Source organism: Prevotella sp. P4-98, from assembly GCF_002251405.1.
GTDB lineage: Bacteria > Bacteroidota > Bacteroidia > Bacteroidales > Bacteroidaceae > Prevotella.
On record NZ_NPJC01000015.1, the window covers coordinates 1 to 17,612 of the forward strand.

Genomic DNA, 17,612 nt, shown 5'->3' on the forward strand with positions numbered 1-17,612 from the left:
GTTACTTTAAGCTTTGATCACTATAAAGTTACTGATAATCAGCCACTTAACCAAATTTTATTAGTTATATTACGTTAATTAACTCCTTCATTTTCAAACGATTACGTTAGAATTAACAGAGTATTGTTTATATGTATTTGTATCTTTGCAGAAAACTATAAAATATTATGGCAAGAAACAGAGAAGAATCATGGGATGCCATGTATCAATTGGCAGTAGCTTATGTCATGGAGCATCATCAGATGCCCGCCAAAAGCAACAAGGAGTATGCCAACATCTTGAACTGGTGGAAATACAATCGAAAGAAATATAACCAAGGAACGCTCAATAATAGTCATGCAGAAAAGCTGATAGAACTCAGTAAAATGCGGACGATACACGAACTACATTAATATATTGACGATGATGAAAACAAACAGAAGCCATCACTTACCTATGATTATCGCCATAGGCATGGCATTAAGCATCATTATTTCACTACAGGCCCTTGCTCAAAAGAAGAATCCGCCTCTGGTCTTTGCCCACGAAAACCAGCATCTCTCACTTATGCAGAAAGCATACTATAAAGAGCGTACATTGACAGCACAACCCTTGTTACCCAATCCTTTTCTGATGGACAACGGAAAGAAAGAGGTGAAACGCTACGGACAATGGGCACAGAGACGTGCAGAACTGTTGGCAAGTATTCAGAAATATGAAATCGGCATGAAGCCTGCGGTAAGCATGGACGATATTGATGCCCGCATGAACGGCGACACCCTTATCGTCGATGTACACGTGGACGGACAGACCCTGACTCTCTCGTCCGTCATTACTTATCCCAAAGGTGGTAAAGCACCCTATCCGCTCATCATCGGAGCCAGTCGCAACTCTATTCCTGCACAACTCTTCACAGCGCGCAATATCGCCTTGATGACCTTCAGAGAGAGTCAGGTGAACAACTACACCCAATGGGGGAAGCACGACAGGCGCGGTCTGTATCAATTCGACCGACTCTATCCTTCGCTAACAGCCAATGGGGCCTATAGTGAATGGGCATGGGGATTCAGCCGACTGCTTGACGGACTACAGAAACTCGGTCCAGAACAAACACACATCGACATGAAGCATATCGGAGTGACAGGATGCTCGTATGCTGGAAAAATGGCGCTGTTCTGTGGAGCCATGGACGAACGCGTGGCATTGATCATCGCACAAGAACCCGGAGGCGGAGGTGCTGCGTCATGGCGTGTATCGCGCACCATAGGTAAGGTGGAAACACTCGACCGTACAGACTACAACTGGTTTTTGGAATCAATGAAGACAACATTCGCTGAAGAACGTGTAGATCTGTTGCCTCACGACCACCACGAACTCATTGCCCTGTGCTGCCCACGTGCCGTATTACTTTTAGGCAATCCTGACTACGAATGGCTGGCTGATCCTTCCATGTATGTTTCTGCAGAAGCTGCCATCAAGGTTTGGCAGCGTTTCGGTATTGCCGACCGCATCGGTTATTCCATCGTACCGGGACATGACCATTGCCAATTGCCCGAATCACAATATCCGGAAGTCGTTGCCTTCATAGAACGTTTCCTCTTGGGCAAGAGCGACACACCTACCACAATACGTATTGCGCCGGCAGACTATCAACAGAAATACGATGTGAAACGATGGGTCAACTGGTAGAGCGTATGAATAAAAAAGCTATTGTGATAGGAGCCACCTCCGGTATCGGACGCGAAGTGGCTTTACAACTGGCAGAAAAAGGATGGCTGGTAGGCATTGCCGGTCGGCGCACAGACCTTTTAAGAGAGGTGCAACGTCAGGCGCCAGAAGGTCGCATCGCTTGTCTCCGACAGATAGATATTACCAAGGATGATGCCTCTGACCTTCTGGAGGAGATGATCAGCGAGATGGGAGGCATGGATCTCTATTTCCACAGTTCGGGTATCGGTTGGCAGAACACCACGCTCGATATTGACAAGGAGCTGCAAACCGTAGCCACCAATGGTATGGGCTTTGTGCGGATGGTAGCTACTGCCTACCGGTGGATGGCAGGAAACCATAAGAAAGGACACATCGCCTGTATCACCTCGATAGCAGGAACCAAAGGACTGGGAGCCGCCCCTGCCTATTCTTCTACCAAGCGTTTCCAAAACCATTATATAGAATGTCTCTCCCAACAGGCGCGAATGCGTCATCTGCCTATCCTGTTCACAGACATCCGACCGGGTTTTGTAAAGACCGACCTCATTGCTGGCAATCATTATCCCCTACAGCTTGATGCCCATCGGGTGGCAAAAGCCATTGTCGATGCGATAGAAAGGGGAAAGGCTATCAAAGTTATCGACTGGCGTTATGCCATCCTTGTATTCTTTTGGCGCCTCATTCCCCATTGGCTTTGGACTCGCATGAAGATTGGGTAAGTGCCAAAACAACCATTTTTCTCTATAGAAAAAAAAACAACGTTTTCGTTAAGCCAAATGAGCAGAATAAAGCTCGCTTTAATTCTGTCATGGCGAGAAAACGAAGGAGAAATCCAACGTTTTCGTTAAGCCAAATGAGCAGAATAAAGCTCGCTTTAATTCTGCCATGGCGAGAAAACGAAGGAAAAATCCAACGTTTTCGTTAAGCCAAATGAGCAGAGATAAGCTTGCTGAAGATAGGCGGCACCTCGGAAATAAAAGAAAAACAAGGTTTTTCTTTGTATTTCACTCGGTTTGCACTATCTTTGTAGCGGTAAAACAAAAACAATATGAAGAAAATTTTAACTTTGGCCCTAATGGCCATATCACTGGGCGCATACGCACAGGAAGATGTGTATAAAGTGCAGATGGATGCCATCGATGCACAGGGTGAACAAGTAATGAAAGAGTATCGTGCACTACGCGAGAAAGACCCTAAAGGGGAACTGCCGGAGACTAAAGCACGCATCGTACAGTTGTCAAACCAGATGGACTCACTCAGCGGAGTACAACTCAAACTGGTACGTACCATCATCCGCGACAATAAAAACAATACGATTCCTGCCAAATACATCCTCAGCGCCATGTACGACTTCGACTATAATGAGTTGAAGAGTATTCTCGATCCTACTGCTGCCTACTACAACTGCCCGGAACTCGACCGTCCCAAGAAACTCTTGGCGGGTATGGAGAAAAGAGCACCTGGCAAGAAATTTACTGATCTGCAGATGAACGACACAGACGACCGCTATGCTCCATTGAGCCAATGGGTAGGAAAAGGTCAGTATGTATTAGTGGATTTCTGGGCTTCATGGTGCGGTCCCTGCCGACAGGAAATGCCTAATCTGGTTGCCAACTATGAGAAATACCACGACAAAGGATTTGAGATTGTGGGTGTTTCCTTCGACCAAAAGAAAGAGGCTTGGGTGGAAGGCATTCAGAAACTCGGTATGAAATGGCCACAGATCAGCGACCTCAAAGGTTGGAAGTGTGCTGCAAGTGAGGTTTATGGTGTAGCAAGCATCCCTTCTAACATACTGGTTGACCCCAACGGCATCATCGTTGCCATGGATCTTCGCGGTGAGAAGGTTGGCGAGAAACTCAAGGAAATCTACGGAGAATAAACTACCGCTTATAAATATAATATGGGCTTTACAGCAAACAAACCTGCTGCAAAGCCCATATTTCTTTATATCGCAATGCTGGCTATGCCTGACTCAACAACCAAGCCATATAACCAAGGAAGCCTGCGGTAAGCACACCACCTTCCCAGCGTGCCACCGTATATCGGGTACGCGCAAAAAACCATACCAGAGCGACCGATACCAAGGTCATCAGCAGATCTATCATCGTGATACCGTTAATCTGCATCGGACAGATAAGAGCTGTCACACCAAGTATCATCAGTACATTGAACACATTACTGCCAATAACATTTCCGATCGCCATGGCAGAACGGCCTTTACGGGCTGCCACTACACTCGTTGCCAGTTCGGGCAACGAAGTACCGCCAGCCACAATCGTCAGTCCGATGACACTCTCACCTACTCCCAACGAAGTGGCAATACGCGATGCGGCACCGACAAACCAATCACTACCGAATACCAAGGCTGCCAAACCGACCAGCACATAGATGATGCTCAACCATACCGATTGCGCCTTCACCTGTGCTGTTTCCGAATCATCGGCTTTGGCATGCTTCAACGTATAATACATGAATAGGACATAGCCCACCAGCAACATCACACCATCCAAGCGACCGATAGTGTGTCCGGTGATGGTCCACGACAGTTGCCCGTCAATACATGCCAACACCAATAGTACCGATGCAATTACGGCAAACGGGATGTCTTTATGTACCGTAGAACGGCTGATGACCATCGGGGCTACCATGGCGGCACAGCCCACAATAAGCATCGCATTCATAATATTCGAACCGACCACATTACCCACCGCCAAATCGGGGGTGTCCTTCAATGCCGATACCAGACTGACAAAGAGTTCGGGTGCCGACGTACCAGCAGCCACAATGGTCAGACCAATGACAATTTCTGAAACATGCAGCCGACGGGCTAATGCCGAAGCACCTTCTGTCAGTCGGTCTGCTCCTGCCAATACAACAGAAATGCCGATAATCACGATAATGATGTCGAGTATCATAAAAACTATTTCTTGATCTCTAAAAGACTATTCTTCGTCATCCCAATCGAAATCATCGAAGCCCTCAAGCGACGGTCCGATAAAATCATCGAGCGCACGACGTTCCTTCTTCGTAGGACGACCTGTGCCACGGGCACGATCCACAAAACCGCTGATGCGGTTCATCTCCAGCAGTTCATACTGATCGGGAGTTGTCACATTCTCATAAATCTCAGGCAAGAGTTTGGCACCGACACGCTGCTCAATGGTTTTGAGAACCTTGAAAGAATAGGTGACGGGAGGCTTACGCACACTTACCGTCTCACCAACCTTCACCATACGTGAAGGCTTCACGTTGACACCACCGATAGTGACACGACCATTCTTGATGGCGTCAGCGGCAATGCTGCGTGTCTTGAAGATTCGTGCAGCCCACAGCCATTTGTCTATACGTGCCAGTTCAGCCATTCTGCTTCACTCCTTTCCCCAGCTTGTTATACTGGTTCATGGTGATGTCAATACCCGCCAACACAAAGCTGCGGATAATCTCCACACCAAGGTCAAGAGCCGGCTGAAGCGTCTTCATATCGTCGTCACTATAGCGTCCTAACACATAATCCACCTGCATGCCTTGCGGATAATCGTTGCCGATTCCCATGCGCAAACGGGCATACTGCTGTCCGATGAGTTGCTGGATATGTCCCAATCCGTTATGTCCGCCATTAGAACCATTGGCTTTCAGTCGGAAATGTCCAAGTGGCAGAGCAACATCGTCGCTGATGACGAGCAAACGGCTCTGGTCGATATTCTCTTTGTTGAGCCAATAGCGCACGGCATTACCGCTAAGATTCATATAAGTGGTAGGTTTCAGCAGAAATACCTTACGGCCTTTGATAGAAACCTCTGCCACATACCCATAACGCTTGTCCTCAAAAACAATATTGGACGCTTTAGCAAAAGCGTCCAATACCATAAATCCAGTATTGTGGCGGGTCATATCGTATTCACTACCGACATTGCCCAAACCGACAATCAAGTATTTGTCCATGCTCTATGCAGTCAGATTATTCCGCAGTGGCAGCAGCCGAGCGAGAAGCACGGGTAGCCTTAACAGAGCAAACGATAACCTCTTTTGGAGTGGCGATCTCAAGACCTTCGAAGCTGAGGGCAGCCACCTTGATGCTCTTACCGAGCTCGAGGTTTGTAACATCGATGTTCAGAATTTCAGGAATCTGCTGATAAGGAGCGGTAACGTTGATCTTGCGGATCTGGAGCTGAAGCTTACCACCATCGCGCACACCCTGGGCCAGACCGTTGAGCTTAACGGGAATACCTACAGTGATGTTCTTGGTGTCGTTCACCTCGTAGAAGTCTGCGTGAAGCAGAGCATCGGTTGTTGGGTGGAACTGAAGCTCCTTGATGATAGCCTTGTGCTCTTCACCGTCGATGTTCAGCACTACTACATATACATGAGGAGTATAAACTACCTTGCGGAGTTCTGCCATAGAAGCTACAAATGAGAATGCTACGGGAAGTCCGTTCTCATCTTTCTTCTCACCATACAAATTACAGGGTACGAGTCCTTCTTTGCGAAGCTGTTTAGAGGCTTTTTTGCCCAAATCGGTGCGCTTCTGACCGTTTACGTTGATTTCTTTCATAATAATAAATGTGTTACTCTAAATTAAGTTGTTTTTGCTTAATTCACCATCACACGAAGCGAAAAAGCGGTGCAAAGGTACGAAAAATTTGTGAAATGCCCATAACATCCACTACTTTTTTACATTATTTCATCGCTTTTCTTGCACGAGAATGGATTTCTTTGTATTTTTGCACTTGATAAGAGTATCAAAATAATTATTTTCAACAGATTTATGATTAATCGGGAATTAATAAGAATCAAGACCGTTCAGTTAACCTATGCCTATTATCAAAACGGCAGCAAGAACATTGAATCGGCAGAGAAGGAACTTCTTTTCAGCCTCTCCAAGGCCTACGATATGTATGCCTATCTGCTGGCGCTCATTGTTGGCATTACAAAAGAGTCGCGCAGACATTTGGAGGTTGCCCAGGCGAGGGCACAGCGCGAAGGCACAGAAATGCCATCACAGAAGTTCGCTTACAACCGTTTTGCACTGCAGCTTGAAGAGAACAAGATGCTCAACGAGCTGATGGAAACACAGAAGAAATCGTGGAACGACAATCCCGAATTTCTTAAAAAGTTGTATCTTCAGATTACGGAAAGTCAGATTTACCACGATTATATGGCTGACGAGCAAGACGATTACGCTGCTGACCGCGAGGTATGGCGTAAGATTTATCGTACGTTTATTCAGAATAATGACGACCTTGACGCCCTGCTTGAAGAAGAGAGTCTTTACTGGAACGACGACAAGGACATCGTTGACACCTTCGTACTGAAGACCATCAAGCGTTTCGACGAAAAGAAGAAAGCCAGTCAGGAGTTGCTGCCAGAATACGACAGCGAGGAAGACAAGGACTATGCACGCAAGCTGTTCCGCTATGCCATCCTCAATGCCGATGAATATCAGCATCTCATGAGCGAAGCTTCCATCAACTGGGACTTCTCCCGTCTGGCCTATATGGACATCATCATCATGCAGGTGGCCATTGCAGAGATGCTATCCTTCCCCAGCATTCCCATCAACGTTACCATCAACGAGTTTGTAGAGATTGCCAAGGCCTACTCTACCCCACGCAGTGGCAGTTACATCAATGGTATGCTCGACAACATTGCCCATCATCTCATTGAAACAGGACGTTTGCTCAAGCGCATTGACGACAGAAACGATAAGATTACACAATAAAAACAATATTAACGACTATGACACAGATTATCCTCGCCGCACAAGCCGGTGGTGCCCAGGGTGGCAGCATGAGTTTTATCATTATGATGGTGGCTATCTTTGCCATCATGTATTTCTTCATGATTCGCCCTCAGCAGAAGCAACGCAAGAAGATTCAGCAGTTTCAGAACTCTCTGGCCGAAGGTCAAGAAGTTGTAACCGGCGGTGGCATCTATGGCAAAGTGAAGCGCGTTGACCTGGCAACAGGCATCATCGAAGTGGAGATTGCCCATGGTGTAGTTATCAAAGTTGATAAAAACTTTGTATATGACAATGTGGCTGCTACCATGCAGACCGCTCAAAAATAACATCCGGCATTCATGCCGCGACTATTAAGTCAGCATTTTGAATCCACAACACCTGACACGGATCACCAGACGTTTCTTGTTCAGCACCATGAGCAAGCAACTTCTGGTGTTTCTGTTTTTTCTTTTTCTATCGGGAGCTTTCTGGCTTATTCTCACTCTCAATGAGACCTACGAACAGGAAGTGAAGGTTCTCATACGCATCAAGGGAGTCCCTCGCAATGCCGTACTCACCTCGTCTGAGACAGATACCATCCGCGTCACCTTACGCGACAAGGGTTGGGTCATCATGGGCTATCTTTACAACCACACCACAATGGTCAATATTCCCTTCAAGACCTATGACCGAGGGCAAGGAAAAGGAGCGGTTAGCAGCAGTGAACTCAGACGCCTCATCGAACTACAACTGGAATCGTCCACCTCTATTATCAGCATGAAGCCCGACAGGGTGGATTTCAGTTATAACAACGGTGAGCGCAAGCGTGTACCGGTAAGATGGGCTGGCCGTGTCATCCCAGAACAGCTTTATTTCATCTCACATGTGCAATATTGGCCCGACAGTGTTGACGTTTATGCCTCAAGCGAGAAACTCGACAGCATTCGTGCCATGTTCACCGAGCCGCTCAACTATGCAGGATTCCGCGACACTTTGATGGTTGACTGCCGGTTGGCACATATTAAAGATGTGAAGGTTGTACCTGAATATGTGCGCATCGGATTCTTTACCGATGTTCTCACCGAAGAGAGTATCGATGGTGTAACCATTCAAGCCATCAACATGCCGAAGGGTAAAGTGTTGCGCACCTTCCCGCAAAAGGTCAAGGTGAACTTCATCACGGGTGTCAACCAGTTCAGGTCGTTGCGCCCAGAGGACTTCACCGTTGTGGCAGACTACCAGGAAATCATGCAGCATCCGTCTGACAAGTGTAACATCTACCTGCGCAATGTGCCTCATGGCATCAGTCGCGCCACTCTCGAAATGAAACAGGTGGATTATCTCATCGAAGAAGAATGAAGATAGGTATCACAGGAGGAATCGGAACAGGTAAGAGTTACGTGTGTCGCCTGCTCAAACAGCGTGGCATCGAGGTTTACGACTGCGACGAGGCTGCCAAACGCCTCATTCGCACCTCACCTATTATATATAAAGGACTCTGCCAACTCATCGGCCCCGATGCTTTTCTCTGTCAGACCGACAAAAACGAACACACGCTCAACAAGGCTGCCGTGACGCGTTTCCTCTTGCAGAGCGATACCCATGCGCAAGCCATCAACGACATCGTCCATCCTGCCGTATTCCGCGATTTCGAGGAGAGCGGCATCCAGTGGATGGAGAGTGCCATCCTCTTCGAATCAGGCATCAACCGCTTGGTCGATAAGGTTGTCATGGTGAGTGCTCCCGATGAGGTGCGCATCAACCGAGTCATGTCACGCGACCACATCAGCAGGGAGAAGGTGATGCAGTGGATGCAACGCCAATGGTCTCAGGAAAAAGTGCGGCAACTGTCTGACTTCGAGATTGTCAACGACGGCATACAGCCCCTCGAACCACAAATAGAAACAATTATCAAACAATTAGCATACAAATCATGAAACAGACTATTTTAGCCATCTCGGGCAAACCGGGACTTTACAAACTCGTGTCACGCGGCAACAACAGCCTCATCGTTGAGGCACTTGATGCGACACATAAGCGCATGCCTGCTTTCGGCAACGACCGTATCACATCACTGGCCGACATCGCCATGTTTACCGAAACAGACGATGTGCCCTTGATGACCATCCTCGCCTCACTGCGTGATTTGGAAGGTGGCAAGGAGTCAAGCCTCAACTACAAGAAGGCAAGTCCTGCCGAACTCCATGAGTATTTCACCAAGGTGTTGCCTGAATGGGATCGCGACCGCGTTCACAACAGCGACATCAAAAAGCTCATTCAGTGGTACAACATCCTTGTAAAAGCTGGTGTTACCGACTTTGAAGAGGAGATGGCTCCCACAGAGGGCGACAATATCGACGACCGCAAAGCAGAATAATCCTGTCGTCAATATCCCCCATAAGAAAGGTGCAGACCAATAATAATGGCCTGCACCTTTTCATGTATTGTTGAAAACAGTTGATGTTAGAATCTGCGAGGACCGCCGAAACCTCCACCAAAGCCAGGACCGCGCATGCCTCGACGGTTATCATGTGGACCGCGCATGCTCGACTTGCCTCCGAAGATATTCAGCCTGTATGATGCGGTCAGCATGGCATAGTTGGTAATGGCGTTGTATTCCGTATCAGCACGCTGCATGGCGTTGACCGTGCGGCTGAAGGTGGATTGCTGATGAAGGATGTCGTAGAGCTGGAGTGACACGGTGAGTGCGTTGCCACGGAGGAACGACTGCGAGAGTTGTGCATTCCATATCAGTTCGTTGGTATTCATCGACGAGTCGCTGAAACCACGACGACTGTTCATATTGAGTCCTGACGACAGTTGCGTACCCCATGGTGCGGTCAGCATCAAACTGGCACCATAGGAGAAGGTCCATGTGTCGAGGTTGTTGTTGGCCTGCAGTTTACTGCGAGCGTGCATATAACTGAGTGAACCGTTGAGTTCAAATTCCAACCAATCGTTGCGGTAGCTGGCAGCAATGCGTTCGCTGAGATTCGTAGTGCGAGTGGTTGACTTCTGCGAGTCTGCCTTATCCACACTGACATATCCTACACTGTTGCTGTAGTTCACCGTCGTGAAGGTGTTCACATTGAAATAGGCAGCAGTATCGATTGCGGTATTGAACATAAACATACCGAAGGCATTCCAGTTGCCGTTGATATTCTCAGGCCGTGTGGTTTTTCCACCGGTTGTCTTATCGTAGGTCACCATATTGGAGATGGAGTTGTCGGTAGTTGAAAACATCAGATGCGCCATAATGCTACGCTGATGATTCTGGATATAGTTGTTGTAGAAGAGACGGAAATTTTGGGTGAACGATGGTTTCAGTCCTGGGTTACCCTTCTTGACGTTGAGTGGATTGCTGTCATCGGTAATATCGAGCAGATCGGTCATTGAAGGCTGACTGGTATTTCCGCGGTAGGTGAAGCGCAACTGACTCAACTTCGAAATCTTCCAACGGAAATCGGCTGTCGGGGTAACATTGGTCACCGTACGGGTGGTATCAGTATGTACGCTCTGATAGTCCTGCACGAAGTGTGACTTCTGTGGCACTACCTGCACACCCACATTGAAATTATAGTCTTTTTTTATCACGCGCAACATGACATCGGCTGTGTGGATGTAGTTTTTATATTCCGAATAACGGCTGAGCTTATTGTCGCGATAGTTGTCGAGCGAGGCATTGCCCAGGAACGAGAGGTAACTGTCCCACTGGCGGTAGTCTGCATCGACATCAAAGAAGTTGGCGTTGATATTGCTGAGGTCGTAAGTACCACGGTCGCTCTTCGAGTATTTATACTGATACTGGTAACTGAACTGTAAATAAGTTTTGGGCAGGATAGGTTCGCTGTAGAGGGCCTTGATACTGTAGTTCCAGTTGGTAGTGGGAGTCACGGCGTATCTGTTGGCTTGATAGGTTGAGTCGCTACCCGCACTATTAAGCAGTTGGAAATACTCCACCATACTGTTGGTAAACGATTTGCTCATGCCGTCACCATAGTTAGCGCCCAGGGTCAAGGTCACGTTGCGGCCGTTGGCATTCAACTTGCGGTTCATCTGCAATTTTGCACCAGCATTTTTCGAGTCGCTATAACTGAGCGAGTTGTCGTTGTTACGGTTTTTGACGAGTCCGTCGTTGCGCATGGCTTCCACCAGTTCATCATTGTTGAGGGGGTCGTTGCCATAGGTATAGGGGTCGTCATCAAAGGTCAGCGAATAACCTTTGCTGAGTCCGTCGTTGGAACCATAGGTGAAGTGCGGACGAAACATGATATTGGTCATGCTGTCGGGAGTCCATTCCAAACGCATGCGTACATCCCAGTTGTTGGATCGTGTATAGTTCTGGTTACGGCTGTTGCCAAAGGTAGAGGCTGTTCCGCTTAGGAAGTTTTCGGTTGATTTCAACACATAGGTATCACCGTCGCTGTGGTTCCAGCGCACACTACCGTCGAGAATCAGCTTATCGGGAATCTCATAGTTGAGGTTGAAGCCCACCATCTTGGTAGCTGTCAGTCCCTGTCGTCCACCGCCGAAGCGTCCACCGCCACCGCCGGGGAATCCCATATCGTTTACATTGTTAGCACTCATCATACCGAAGGCCTTAAGGTCTTTGCTCTGCGTACCGCCAAAGGCACGGTTGCTGTATCGGTCTTTCGTACCAGCCCCGAGATTCACGTTGAGCATCTGTCCGTGGTTCATGCCCTTCTTCACACCGAAGTCGAGCACGGTTTCCTCTTCGCCATCATCAATACCTGTCACACGCGCCTGGTCACTCTTCTGATCGTATGCCCGCACACGTTCTACAATAGAGGTGGGCAGATTCTTCATGGCTGTCTTGGTGTCACCTGTCATAAACTCCTTACCGTCGATCAGTATCTTTTTCACCTCCTTGCCGTTGATGGTGATCTTACCAGAGTCGTCAACCTGTGCACCAGGGAGGCGACGCACGAGTTCTTCCACTACCGATCCTTCTGGAGTGCGGTATGCTGAGGCATTATATACAAAGGTGTCGGCCTTGACAGTCACCTTGGCTGCATGTCCGGTAACGGTGGCTCCTTTCAGCATAATAGCATCGGGCGAAAGGGCAATAGTGCCCAAAGCCACATTATTGTCGGCTGTCACATTGATGCGCTTGGTATAGGTTTTAAATCCCACACAGGTCACCTGAATAATATATCGGCCTGTGGCTGGTGCTTTCAGCGAGAACTGTCCATTCAAATCAGTCAACACACCTTTCACCATCGTACTGTCTGTCTTCAACAGGCGTACGGTGGTCTGTGCCACTGGATCCTGCGAGTCGTTTTCAATCACTTTACCCGTAATGGAGCGCTGCGCCATGGCTATTATGGCAATGGTCAACGTCATCAGGGTCATTAGGAATCTCTTTTTCATTTTCTATAGGTAACGTTTTAAGTTCAATCTGGGGTTTTTGACGCTTAAATCGCCAAAGAGTTTAACCCAAAAAACAGGAAAAATGCCCATTTCGTCAATTATCTATAATTTTTATAGACGAAATTGCAAATTTTATACTAATTTTGCAGACAGAAATGAAACAACAGAAGGTTATCATATCACAAAACATTCGGAAAGCACTCGACGAAGCTGTAGCGGCATGTAGCCACGACCGTCTTTTGGTGCTTGTTGATGAAACAACGCTCAAAGCATGTTGGCCTCTGGTCTGCCAATGTCCGTCGATGCACGATGCACAGTTGATCACCATCGGCTGTACCGACACTCACAAGACGCTCGACACCCTATCCTTTGTTTGGAGCGAAATGCAACGCCTTGGTGCCACACGCCATTCGCTGATGGTCAATCTGGGTGGTGGCATGGTCACCGATTTAGGTGGGTTTGCTGCTTCCACATTCAAGCGCGGCATTGCTTATATCAACATCCCCACTACCCTGCTCTCTATGGTCGATGCCAGTGTTGGCGGCAAGACGGGCATCAATTTCGGAGGATTGAAAAATGAAATCGGTGTATTCAACAATGCCTGTTGTGTCATCCTCGATACTGAATTTCTGCACACCATGGATCGGGAGAATATTCTCTCTGGCTATGCGGAGATGTTGAAACACGGACTGATTTCCACCAAAGAACGCTGGAGTCAGTTGGTTTGTTTCGCCCCTGTCACCTCGCACATCACCAGTGAGATGGTGGCTGATAATGTGAGTGTGAAGCAACACATCGTGACGGAAGATCCCACTGAGCACGGCATCCGCAAAGCACTCAACCTCGGACATACGGCAGGACATGCTTTCGAATCGTTGGCATTGGAGCGCCAGCCTATTCTTCACGGCTATGCGGTGGCATACGGACTGATTGTGGAGTTGTATCTCTGTTGTGTCAAGACTGGATTTCCCACCGACATCATGCGTCAGACCGTGGCATTCATCAAGGAGAACTACGGACGGATGGCAATCACCTGCGACGACTATCCTCGACTGATAGAATTGATGCACCACGACAAGAAGAATGTGGGCAACACCATCAACTTCACGCTTTTGGGCCATGTGGGCGACATCCGCATCGACCAAACAGCTACTGAAGACGAAATCAAAGAGGCACTCGATTTCTATCGTGAGTGCTGAACCGATATACCCATCATGATGCTTTGGCATCATTTCGTTCTACTACCTATTTATAATACTAACAACCGAAAAGAGGGACGAATCCGTGAGGACACGTCCCCCTTATGTTTTCAGTCCTTTTATATTCTGATTGATGATCTGTGCTTATTGAGTGTCATCCATGCATTCCGTGTGCAACCGCCATTTGTTCAGCTTCGGCACGTGCAGGTTTGCCGGTCGCAGTCTGAGGCAGATGTGCTACGGTGAAGATGCTTCGTGGTTGCCAATAGCGAGGCAGATGATTACGACAAATGTTGCGAAGGCCTTCCCTGTCATCACTCTCCGTCAGCATGACCACCTGTTGCCCCAATACCGGATGGGGTGCACGGGTTATCATCAACGGCACATCGGTATAAGCATGCAACAACCGCTCCACCTCTTCCATCTGAATCTTGATGCCACCCGAACATATCACATTATCGCGCCTGCCAAGAATACGGAAACATCCGTCAGCACGCAGTTCCACGATATCGTTGGTCACGAGCACCCCCTCATGTACGGCAGGAGCATCTATCGTCAAACAACCTTCGGCGGTAACCGACAGACCGACACCTTCAAAGGGTTTGTACCATTCCGACCGTTGCGGTCCGTTGAGCCGGCGGAGGGCGATATGCGACAACGTCTCGGTCATTCCGTAGGTGCTCCATACGGCATGTGGAAAGTCTCGGAGCTGTGCAGCCAATTGGTCATCGATGGATCCACCGCCGATAATCAGTTGCCGAATATCCATGATCCGTTGCCGTTGCTCATCATTCTTCAGCGATTGGCACACCTGCAGGGGCACCATGGCAGCAAAGTCAATCTGCTGTAGTGATGGAGGCAAGAGGGCAAGAGGATGGCTGCTGGGTTCTACCGTTGTCAGCCGCAGTTGACTCACCAGCGACCTGACCACCATCATCTTGCCGGCTATATAGTCGAGTGGCAGACAGAGCAATGCGGTGTCTCCTGCTTTCAGTCCGAGGAAACGGCAGGTAATACGTGCCGACGCTTCCATGCGTCGTTTCTCCACCCACAGGGGTTTGGGTTTCCCTGTCGATCCACTGGTGTGTACGAGCAGGGTGTCACAGTCGTTGTGCCATTCCTCCAAAAACTCTTCTATCTGCATCGCCATAGTTTGTCATCCTTGATGGTCAGCGGCATGGGTATATTATCCGTAAAGAGTTGGCCGGTGCCCAGTCCTTGGGGCATGCGGATGGCAGAACCATAGATATCGGCTGTGAGTTGGGCAATGGCGTCAAGACCGACATTACTCTCCAATGCTGAGGTTATCCAACTGCCTATTCCCATATCGCGAGCTGTCTCTACCCACTCTCTTACTCCCATCATACCGCCATGCAATGAGGGTTTCAATACGATATAAGCGGGACGGATGATGTTGAGCATCTGTCGTTTTTGGTCTCTGTCGTTCACACCGATGAGTTCTTCATCGAGTGCGATGGGCAATGGTGAGTTGCGACAAAGTTCTGCCATGAAGCTCCACTGCCCGGCACGAATGGGCTGTTCGATGGAGTGGATTGCATATTGCGCTAAGAGTTCCATGCGGTAGAGTGCATCTTCAAAGTCAAATGCTCCGTTGGCATCGACACGCAGCTCCACCTCCCGATGGCTGTATCTGTTGCGTATGCGCTTCACGAGTTCGAGTTCATCCTCAAAGCGGATGGCACCAATCTTGAGTTTCACGCAGTGGAATCCCTGGTCGAGTTTCTGGTCGAGCCGTTGGGTCATCTCTTCGAAATTGCCCATCCATACCAGTCCGTTGATGGTGATTCCCTCTTCTCCCCTGCTGAATGGGGTGTCGAAGATGATGTCACCCGCTTGCAGATGGAGCATGGCGGTTTCCAGTCCGAAGAGCATCGAGGGATAGTCGCGCAGGAGTTCTGGGTCGAAACATCCCGTCTGTTCTATCTGGTCGCAGAAGCGGCGCAACAGTTGGGCGTAGTCTGAACGGTCGTCACAACTGAGTTGGGGTAGCGGAGCACATTCTCCCACGCCCTGACGATTGCCATCGGTGACGGTCACAAACCACGACCGACGGTCGGTATAGATACCTCGTGATGTTCCGGCAGGCTGTCGGAAATGGAGCACCCGCTCTTCCAAGTCTATCTTATACATTGCTGATCAGGGGATTTGAGGGTATTTGTCAAAATCAGGTTTGCGCTTCTCCAAGAATGCCTTGCCACCCTCTTGTGCTTCATCGAGGAAGTAGTAGAGCATGGTAGCATCGCCTGCCAACTGCTGAATACCGGCTTGTCCGTCGAGTTCGGCATTGAGTCCGGCTTTGATCATGCGCAAAGCAATGGGTGAACGTTCCATCATCTCTTCTGCCCATGCCACACACTCGTCTTCCAGTTGGTCGAATGGCACGACCTTGTTGACCATGCCCATGCGTTCTGCCTCCTGTGCTGAATACTGGCGACAGAGAAACCATATCTCGCGGGCCTTCTTCTGTCCCACCATTCGTGCGAGGTAGGATGCACCGAAGCCGGCGTCAAAGGATCCGACCTTAGGACCGGTCTGACCGAAGATGGCATTCTCCGATGCGATGGTCAGGTCGCACACCAGATGGAGCACATGACCGCCGCCGATAGCATAGCCGTTGACCATGGCAATAACGGGTTTGGGCAGTCGGCGTATCTGCATCTGCACATCGAGGACACTCAGTCTGGGCACGCCTTCTTCGTCAATATATCCTCCACGGCCTTTCACATGCATATCGCCTCCCGAACAGAATGCTTTGTCGCCGGCACCGGTGAGCAGTACGACGCGGATGCGCTGCAGTTCACGACAGATGGCGAAGGCCTGACTCAGTTCGAGGGTGGTCTTTGGTGTGAAGGCGTTGCGGTACCGTGGTCTGTTGATGGTAATCTTGGCAATGCCGTTGTATTCTTCGAAGAGGATCTCTTCAAACGCTCTGATGGGTTTCCATTGTCTTGTTGTCATAGTCTGTTTCTTTACACGTTTATTATCATTTTGGAGTTCCATTTTCATCCTTCGTTTTCATCCTTCGTTTTTCGCTTCATTCCCACATCGTCGGTTTCTCCTTTTCAGTTCCCATATTCCTCCCATTTTCTCCCATCGTCGCCCGCCTGATTCTGGGATTTAATGCGGATTCACTGGTGACTTACTGAGGAGTTGCCCTCGTCTGTGTGCGGACGGAATGTTCAGTGCGATGAGTGATTCTCTCTTGGACTTCGGTGCAAAGGTACGAAAAAAAACAATAGGTTGTTCCACTTGTCGCCAACTTGTGATGGAAATGTCCGTCACCTTGTTACATTTCTCTGTGTATCAATGCGTTACAAAACCTAAATTTAAATCGTCAAATATGATGATTATTGTATATTACTGAATATAAGGCAGATAAGTGGAGCGCTATACGTTTATTGGCTTGAACCTGTGATAAAATCATGGGTATGCTGTTAGACGCTGTAATAGAAATGAACCATAGTGTTAGAGCGCCAACTGCGTTTTACAGTTTTACAGTTTTACAGTTTTACAGTTTTTATAAACGGTTTCTGACTTTCGAGCCGATTTTTTATATATAATATATATATATATTTATATATATACAGTAA

The 17,612-nt window shown here is 48.5% G+C and carries 18 protein-coding genes; 10 read left to right on the forward strand and 8 right to left on the reverse strand.

Going from position 1 to position 17,612, the window contains the following annotated elements:
- Nucleotides 1-167 precede the first annotated feature (167 nt).
- From CIK96_RS02825 to CIK96_RS02840, 4 genes are all read left to right on the forward strand, one after another.
- A complete protein-coding gene (locus CIK96_RS02825) occupies nucleotides 168-392 on the forward strand; it encodes a helicase associated domain-containing protein (RefSeq protein ID WP_094390887.1) in 225 nt (74 codons plus the stop codon).
- 10 nt (nucleotides 393-402) lie between these two features.
- The gene (locus CIK96_RS02830) at nucleotides 403-1,668 is read left to right on the forward strand and encodes a S9 family peptidase (protein ID WP_254047065.1); all 1,266 of its coding nucleotides are present in this window, start codon (nucleotides 403-405) and stop codon (nucleotides 1,666-1,668) included.
- The gene (locus CIK96_RS02835) at nucleotides 1,653-2,408 is read left to right on the forward strand and encodes an SDR family oxidoreductase (protein WP_254047066.1); all 756 of its coding nucleotides are present in this window, start codon (nucleotides 1,653-1,655) and stop codon (nucleotides 2,406-2,408) included. Before CIK96_RS02830 ends, CIK96_RS02835 begins: the two co-directional genes overlap by 16 nt.
- A gap of 329 nt (nucleotides 2,409-2,737) precedes the next feature.
- Nucleotides 2,738-3,571 carry a TlpA disulfide reductase family protein gene (locus CIK96_RS02840; RefSeq protein ID WP_094390886.1) on the forward strand — a complete coding sequence of 278 codons (834 nt, stop codon included), beginning with the start codon at nucleotides 2,738-2,740 and terminating at the stop codon, nucleotides 3,569-3,571.
- An 82-nt stretch (nucleotides 3,572-3,653) separates the two neighbouring features.
- Here the strand turns inward: CIK96_RS02840 and CIK96_RS02845 are convergent, their stop codons facing one another.
- From CIK96_RS02845 to CIK96_RS02860, 4 genes are read right to left on the reverse strand one after another with little or no spacing between them, the layout of a single operon-like run.
- The gene (locus tag CIK96_RS02845; RefSeq protein WP_094439534.1) at nucleotides 3,654-4,607 is read right to left on the reverse strand and encodes a calcium/sodium antiporter; all 954 of its coding nucleotides are present in this window, start codon (nucleotides 4,605-4,607) and stop codon (nucleotides 3,654-3,656) included.
- A gap of 27 nt (nucleotides 4,608-4,634) precedes the next feature.
- Complete coding sequence (locus CIK96_RS02850; protein WP_058322667.1) at nucleotides 4,635-5,054, reverse strand: RNA-binding S4 domain-containing protein; 420 nt, start codon at nucleotides 5,052-5,054, stop codon at nucleotides 4,635-4,637.
- The gene (gene pth / locus CIK96_RS02855; RefSeq protein ID WP_094390884.1) at nucleotides 5,047-5,634 is read right to left on the reverse strand and encodes an aminoacyl-tRNA hydrolase; all 588 of its coding nucleotides are present in this window, start codon (nucleotides 5,632-5,634) and stop codon (nucleotides 5,047-5,049) included. Before pth ends, CIK96_RS02850 begins: the two co-directional genes overlap by 8 nt.
- Nucleotides 5,635-5,650: 16 nt before the next feature.
- Nucleotides 5,651-6,244: a 50S ribosomal protein L25/general stress protein Ctc gene (locus CIK96_RS02860; RefSeq protein WP_094390883.1), complete on the reverse strand. Its 594-nt coding sequence runs from the start codon at nucleotides 6,242-6,244 to the stop codon at nucleotides 5,651-5,653.
- 213 nt (nucleotides 6,245-6,457) lie between these two features.
- Here CIK96_RS02860 and nusB point away from each other — a divergent pair, with 213 nt between their 5' ends.
- The 5 genes from nusB to CIK96_RS02885 all read left to right on the forward strand — a co-directional run bounded on the left by nusB (nucleotide 6,458) and on the right by CIK96_RS02885 (nucleotide 9,788).
- Nucleotides 6,458-7,411, forward strand: a complete 954-nt coding sequence (gene nusB, locus CIK96_RS02865; protein ID WP_094390882.1) for a transcription antitermination factor NusB — start codon at nucleotides 6,458-6,460, stop codon at nucleotides 7,409-7,411.
- Nucleotides 7,412-7,428: 17 nt separating this feature from the next.
- Nucleotides 7,429-7,758 (forward strand): preprotein translocase subunit YajC, encoded by a 330-nt coding sequence (yajC, locus tag CIK96_RS02870; RefSeq protein WP_094390881.1) that lies wholly within the window; start codon nucleotides 7,429-7,431, stop codon nucleotides 7,756-7,758.
- Between the two features lie 88 nt (nucleotides 7,759-7,846).
- Nucleotides 7,847-8,770, forward strand: coding sequence for a hypothetical protein (locus CIK96_RS02875; protein WP_094439544.1), 924 nt, complete (start codon nucleotides 7,847-7,849; stop codon nucleotides 8,768-8,770).
- Entirely contained in the window at nucleotides 8,767-9,348 is a 582-nt protein-coding gene (coaE, locus tag CIK96_RS02880; RefSeq protein WP_094439536.1) for a dephospho-CoA kinase, read from the forward strand. Before CIK96_RS02875 ends, coaE begins: the two co-directional genes overlap by 4 nt.
- Nucleotides 9,345-9,788, forward strand: a complete 444-nt coding sequence (locus CIK96_RS02885; RefSeq protein ID WP_094390879.1) for a DUF5606 domain-containing protein — start codon at nucleotides 9,345-9,347, stop codon at nucleotides 9,786-9,788. The genes coaE and CIK96_RS02885 overlap by 4 nt, the downstream gene beginning before the upstream one ends.
- An 86-nt stretch (nucleotides 9,789-9,874) precedes the next feature.
- Here CIK96_RS02885 and CIK96_RS02890 read toward each other — a convergent pair whose 3' ends face one another.
- Nucleotides 9,875-12,802: a TonB-dependent receptor gene (locus tag CIK96_RS02890; RefSeq protein ID WP_094439538.1), complete on the reverse strand. Its 2,928-nt coding sequence runs from the start codon at nucleotides 12,800-12,802 to the stop codon at nucleotides 9,875-9,877.
- Nucleotides 12,803-12,957: 155 nt separating this feature from the next.
- On the opposite strand from CIK96_RS02890, the gene CIK96_RS02895 reads away from it, so the two are divergent.
- Nucleotides 12,958-14,001 (forward strand): 3-dehydroquinate synthase family protein, encoded by a 1,044-nt coding sequence (locus tag CIK96_RS02895; protein WP_094390877.1) that lies wholly within the window; start codon nucleotides 12,958-12,960, stop codon nucleotides 13,999-14,001.
- A gap of 154 nt (nucleotides 14,002-14,155) precedes the next feature.
- On the opposite strand, the gene CIK96_RS02900 is transcribed toward CIK96_RS02895, so the two are convergent.
- The 3 genes from CIK96_RS02900 to menB are packed head-to-tail and all read right to left on the reverse strand — an operon-like array spanning nucleotide 14,156 to nucleotide 16,980.
- Nucleotides 14,156-15,145, reverse strand: a complete 990-nt coding sequence (locus tag CIK96_RS02900; protein ID WP_094439546.1) for an AMP-binding protein — start codon at nucleotides 15,143-15,145, stop codon at nucleotides 14,156-14,158.
- Nucleotides 15,136-16,152 carry an o-succinylbenzoate synthase gene (gene menC, locus CIK96_RS02905; protein WP_094434051.1) on the reverse strand — a complete coding sequence of 339 codons (1,017 nt, stop codon included), beginning with the start codon at nucleotides 16,150-16,152 and terminating at the stop codon, nucleotides 15,136-15,138. Before menC ends, CIK96_RS02900 begins: the two co-directional genes overlap by 10 nt.
- 6 nt (nucleotides 16,153-16,158) lie before the next feature.
- Nucleotides 16,159-16,980 carry a 1,4-dihydroxy-2-naphthoyl-CoA synthase gene (menB, locus tag CIK96_RS02910; RefSeq protein WP_094390898.1) on the reverse strand — a complete coding sequence of 274 codons (822 nt, stop codon included), beginning with the start codon at nucleotides 16,978-16,980 and terminating at the stop codon, nucleotides 16,159-16,161.
- Nucleotides 16,981-17,612 lie beyond the last annotated feature (632 nt).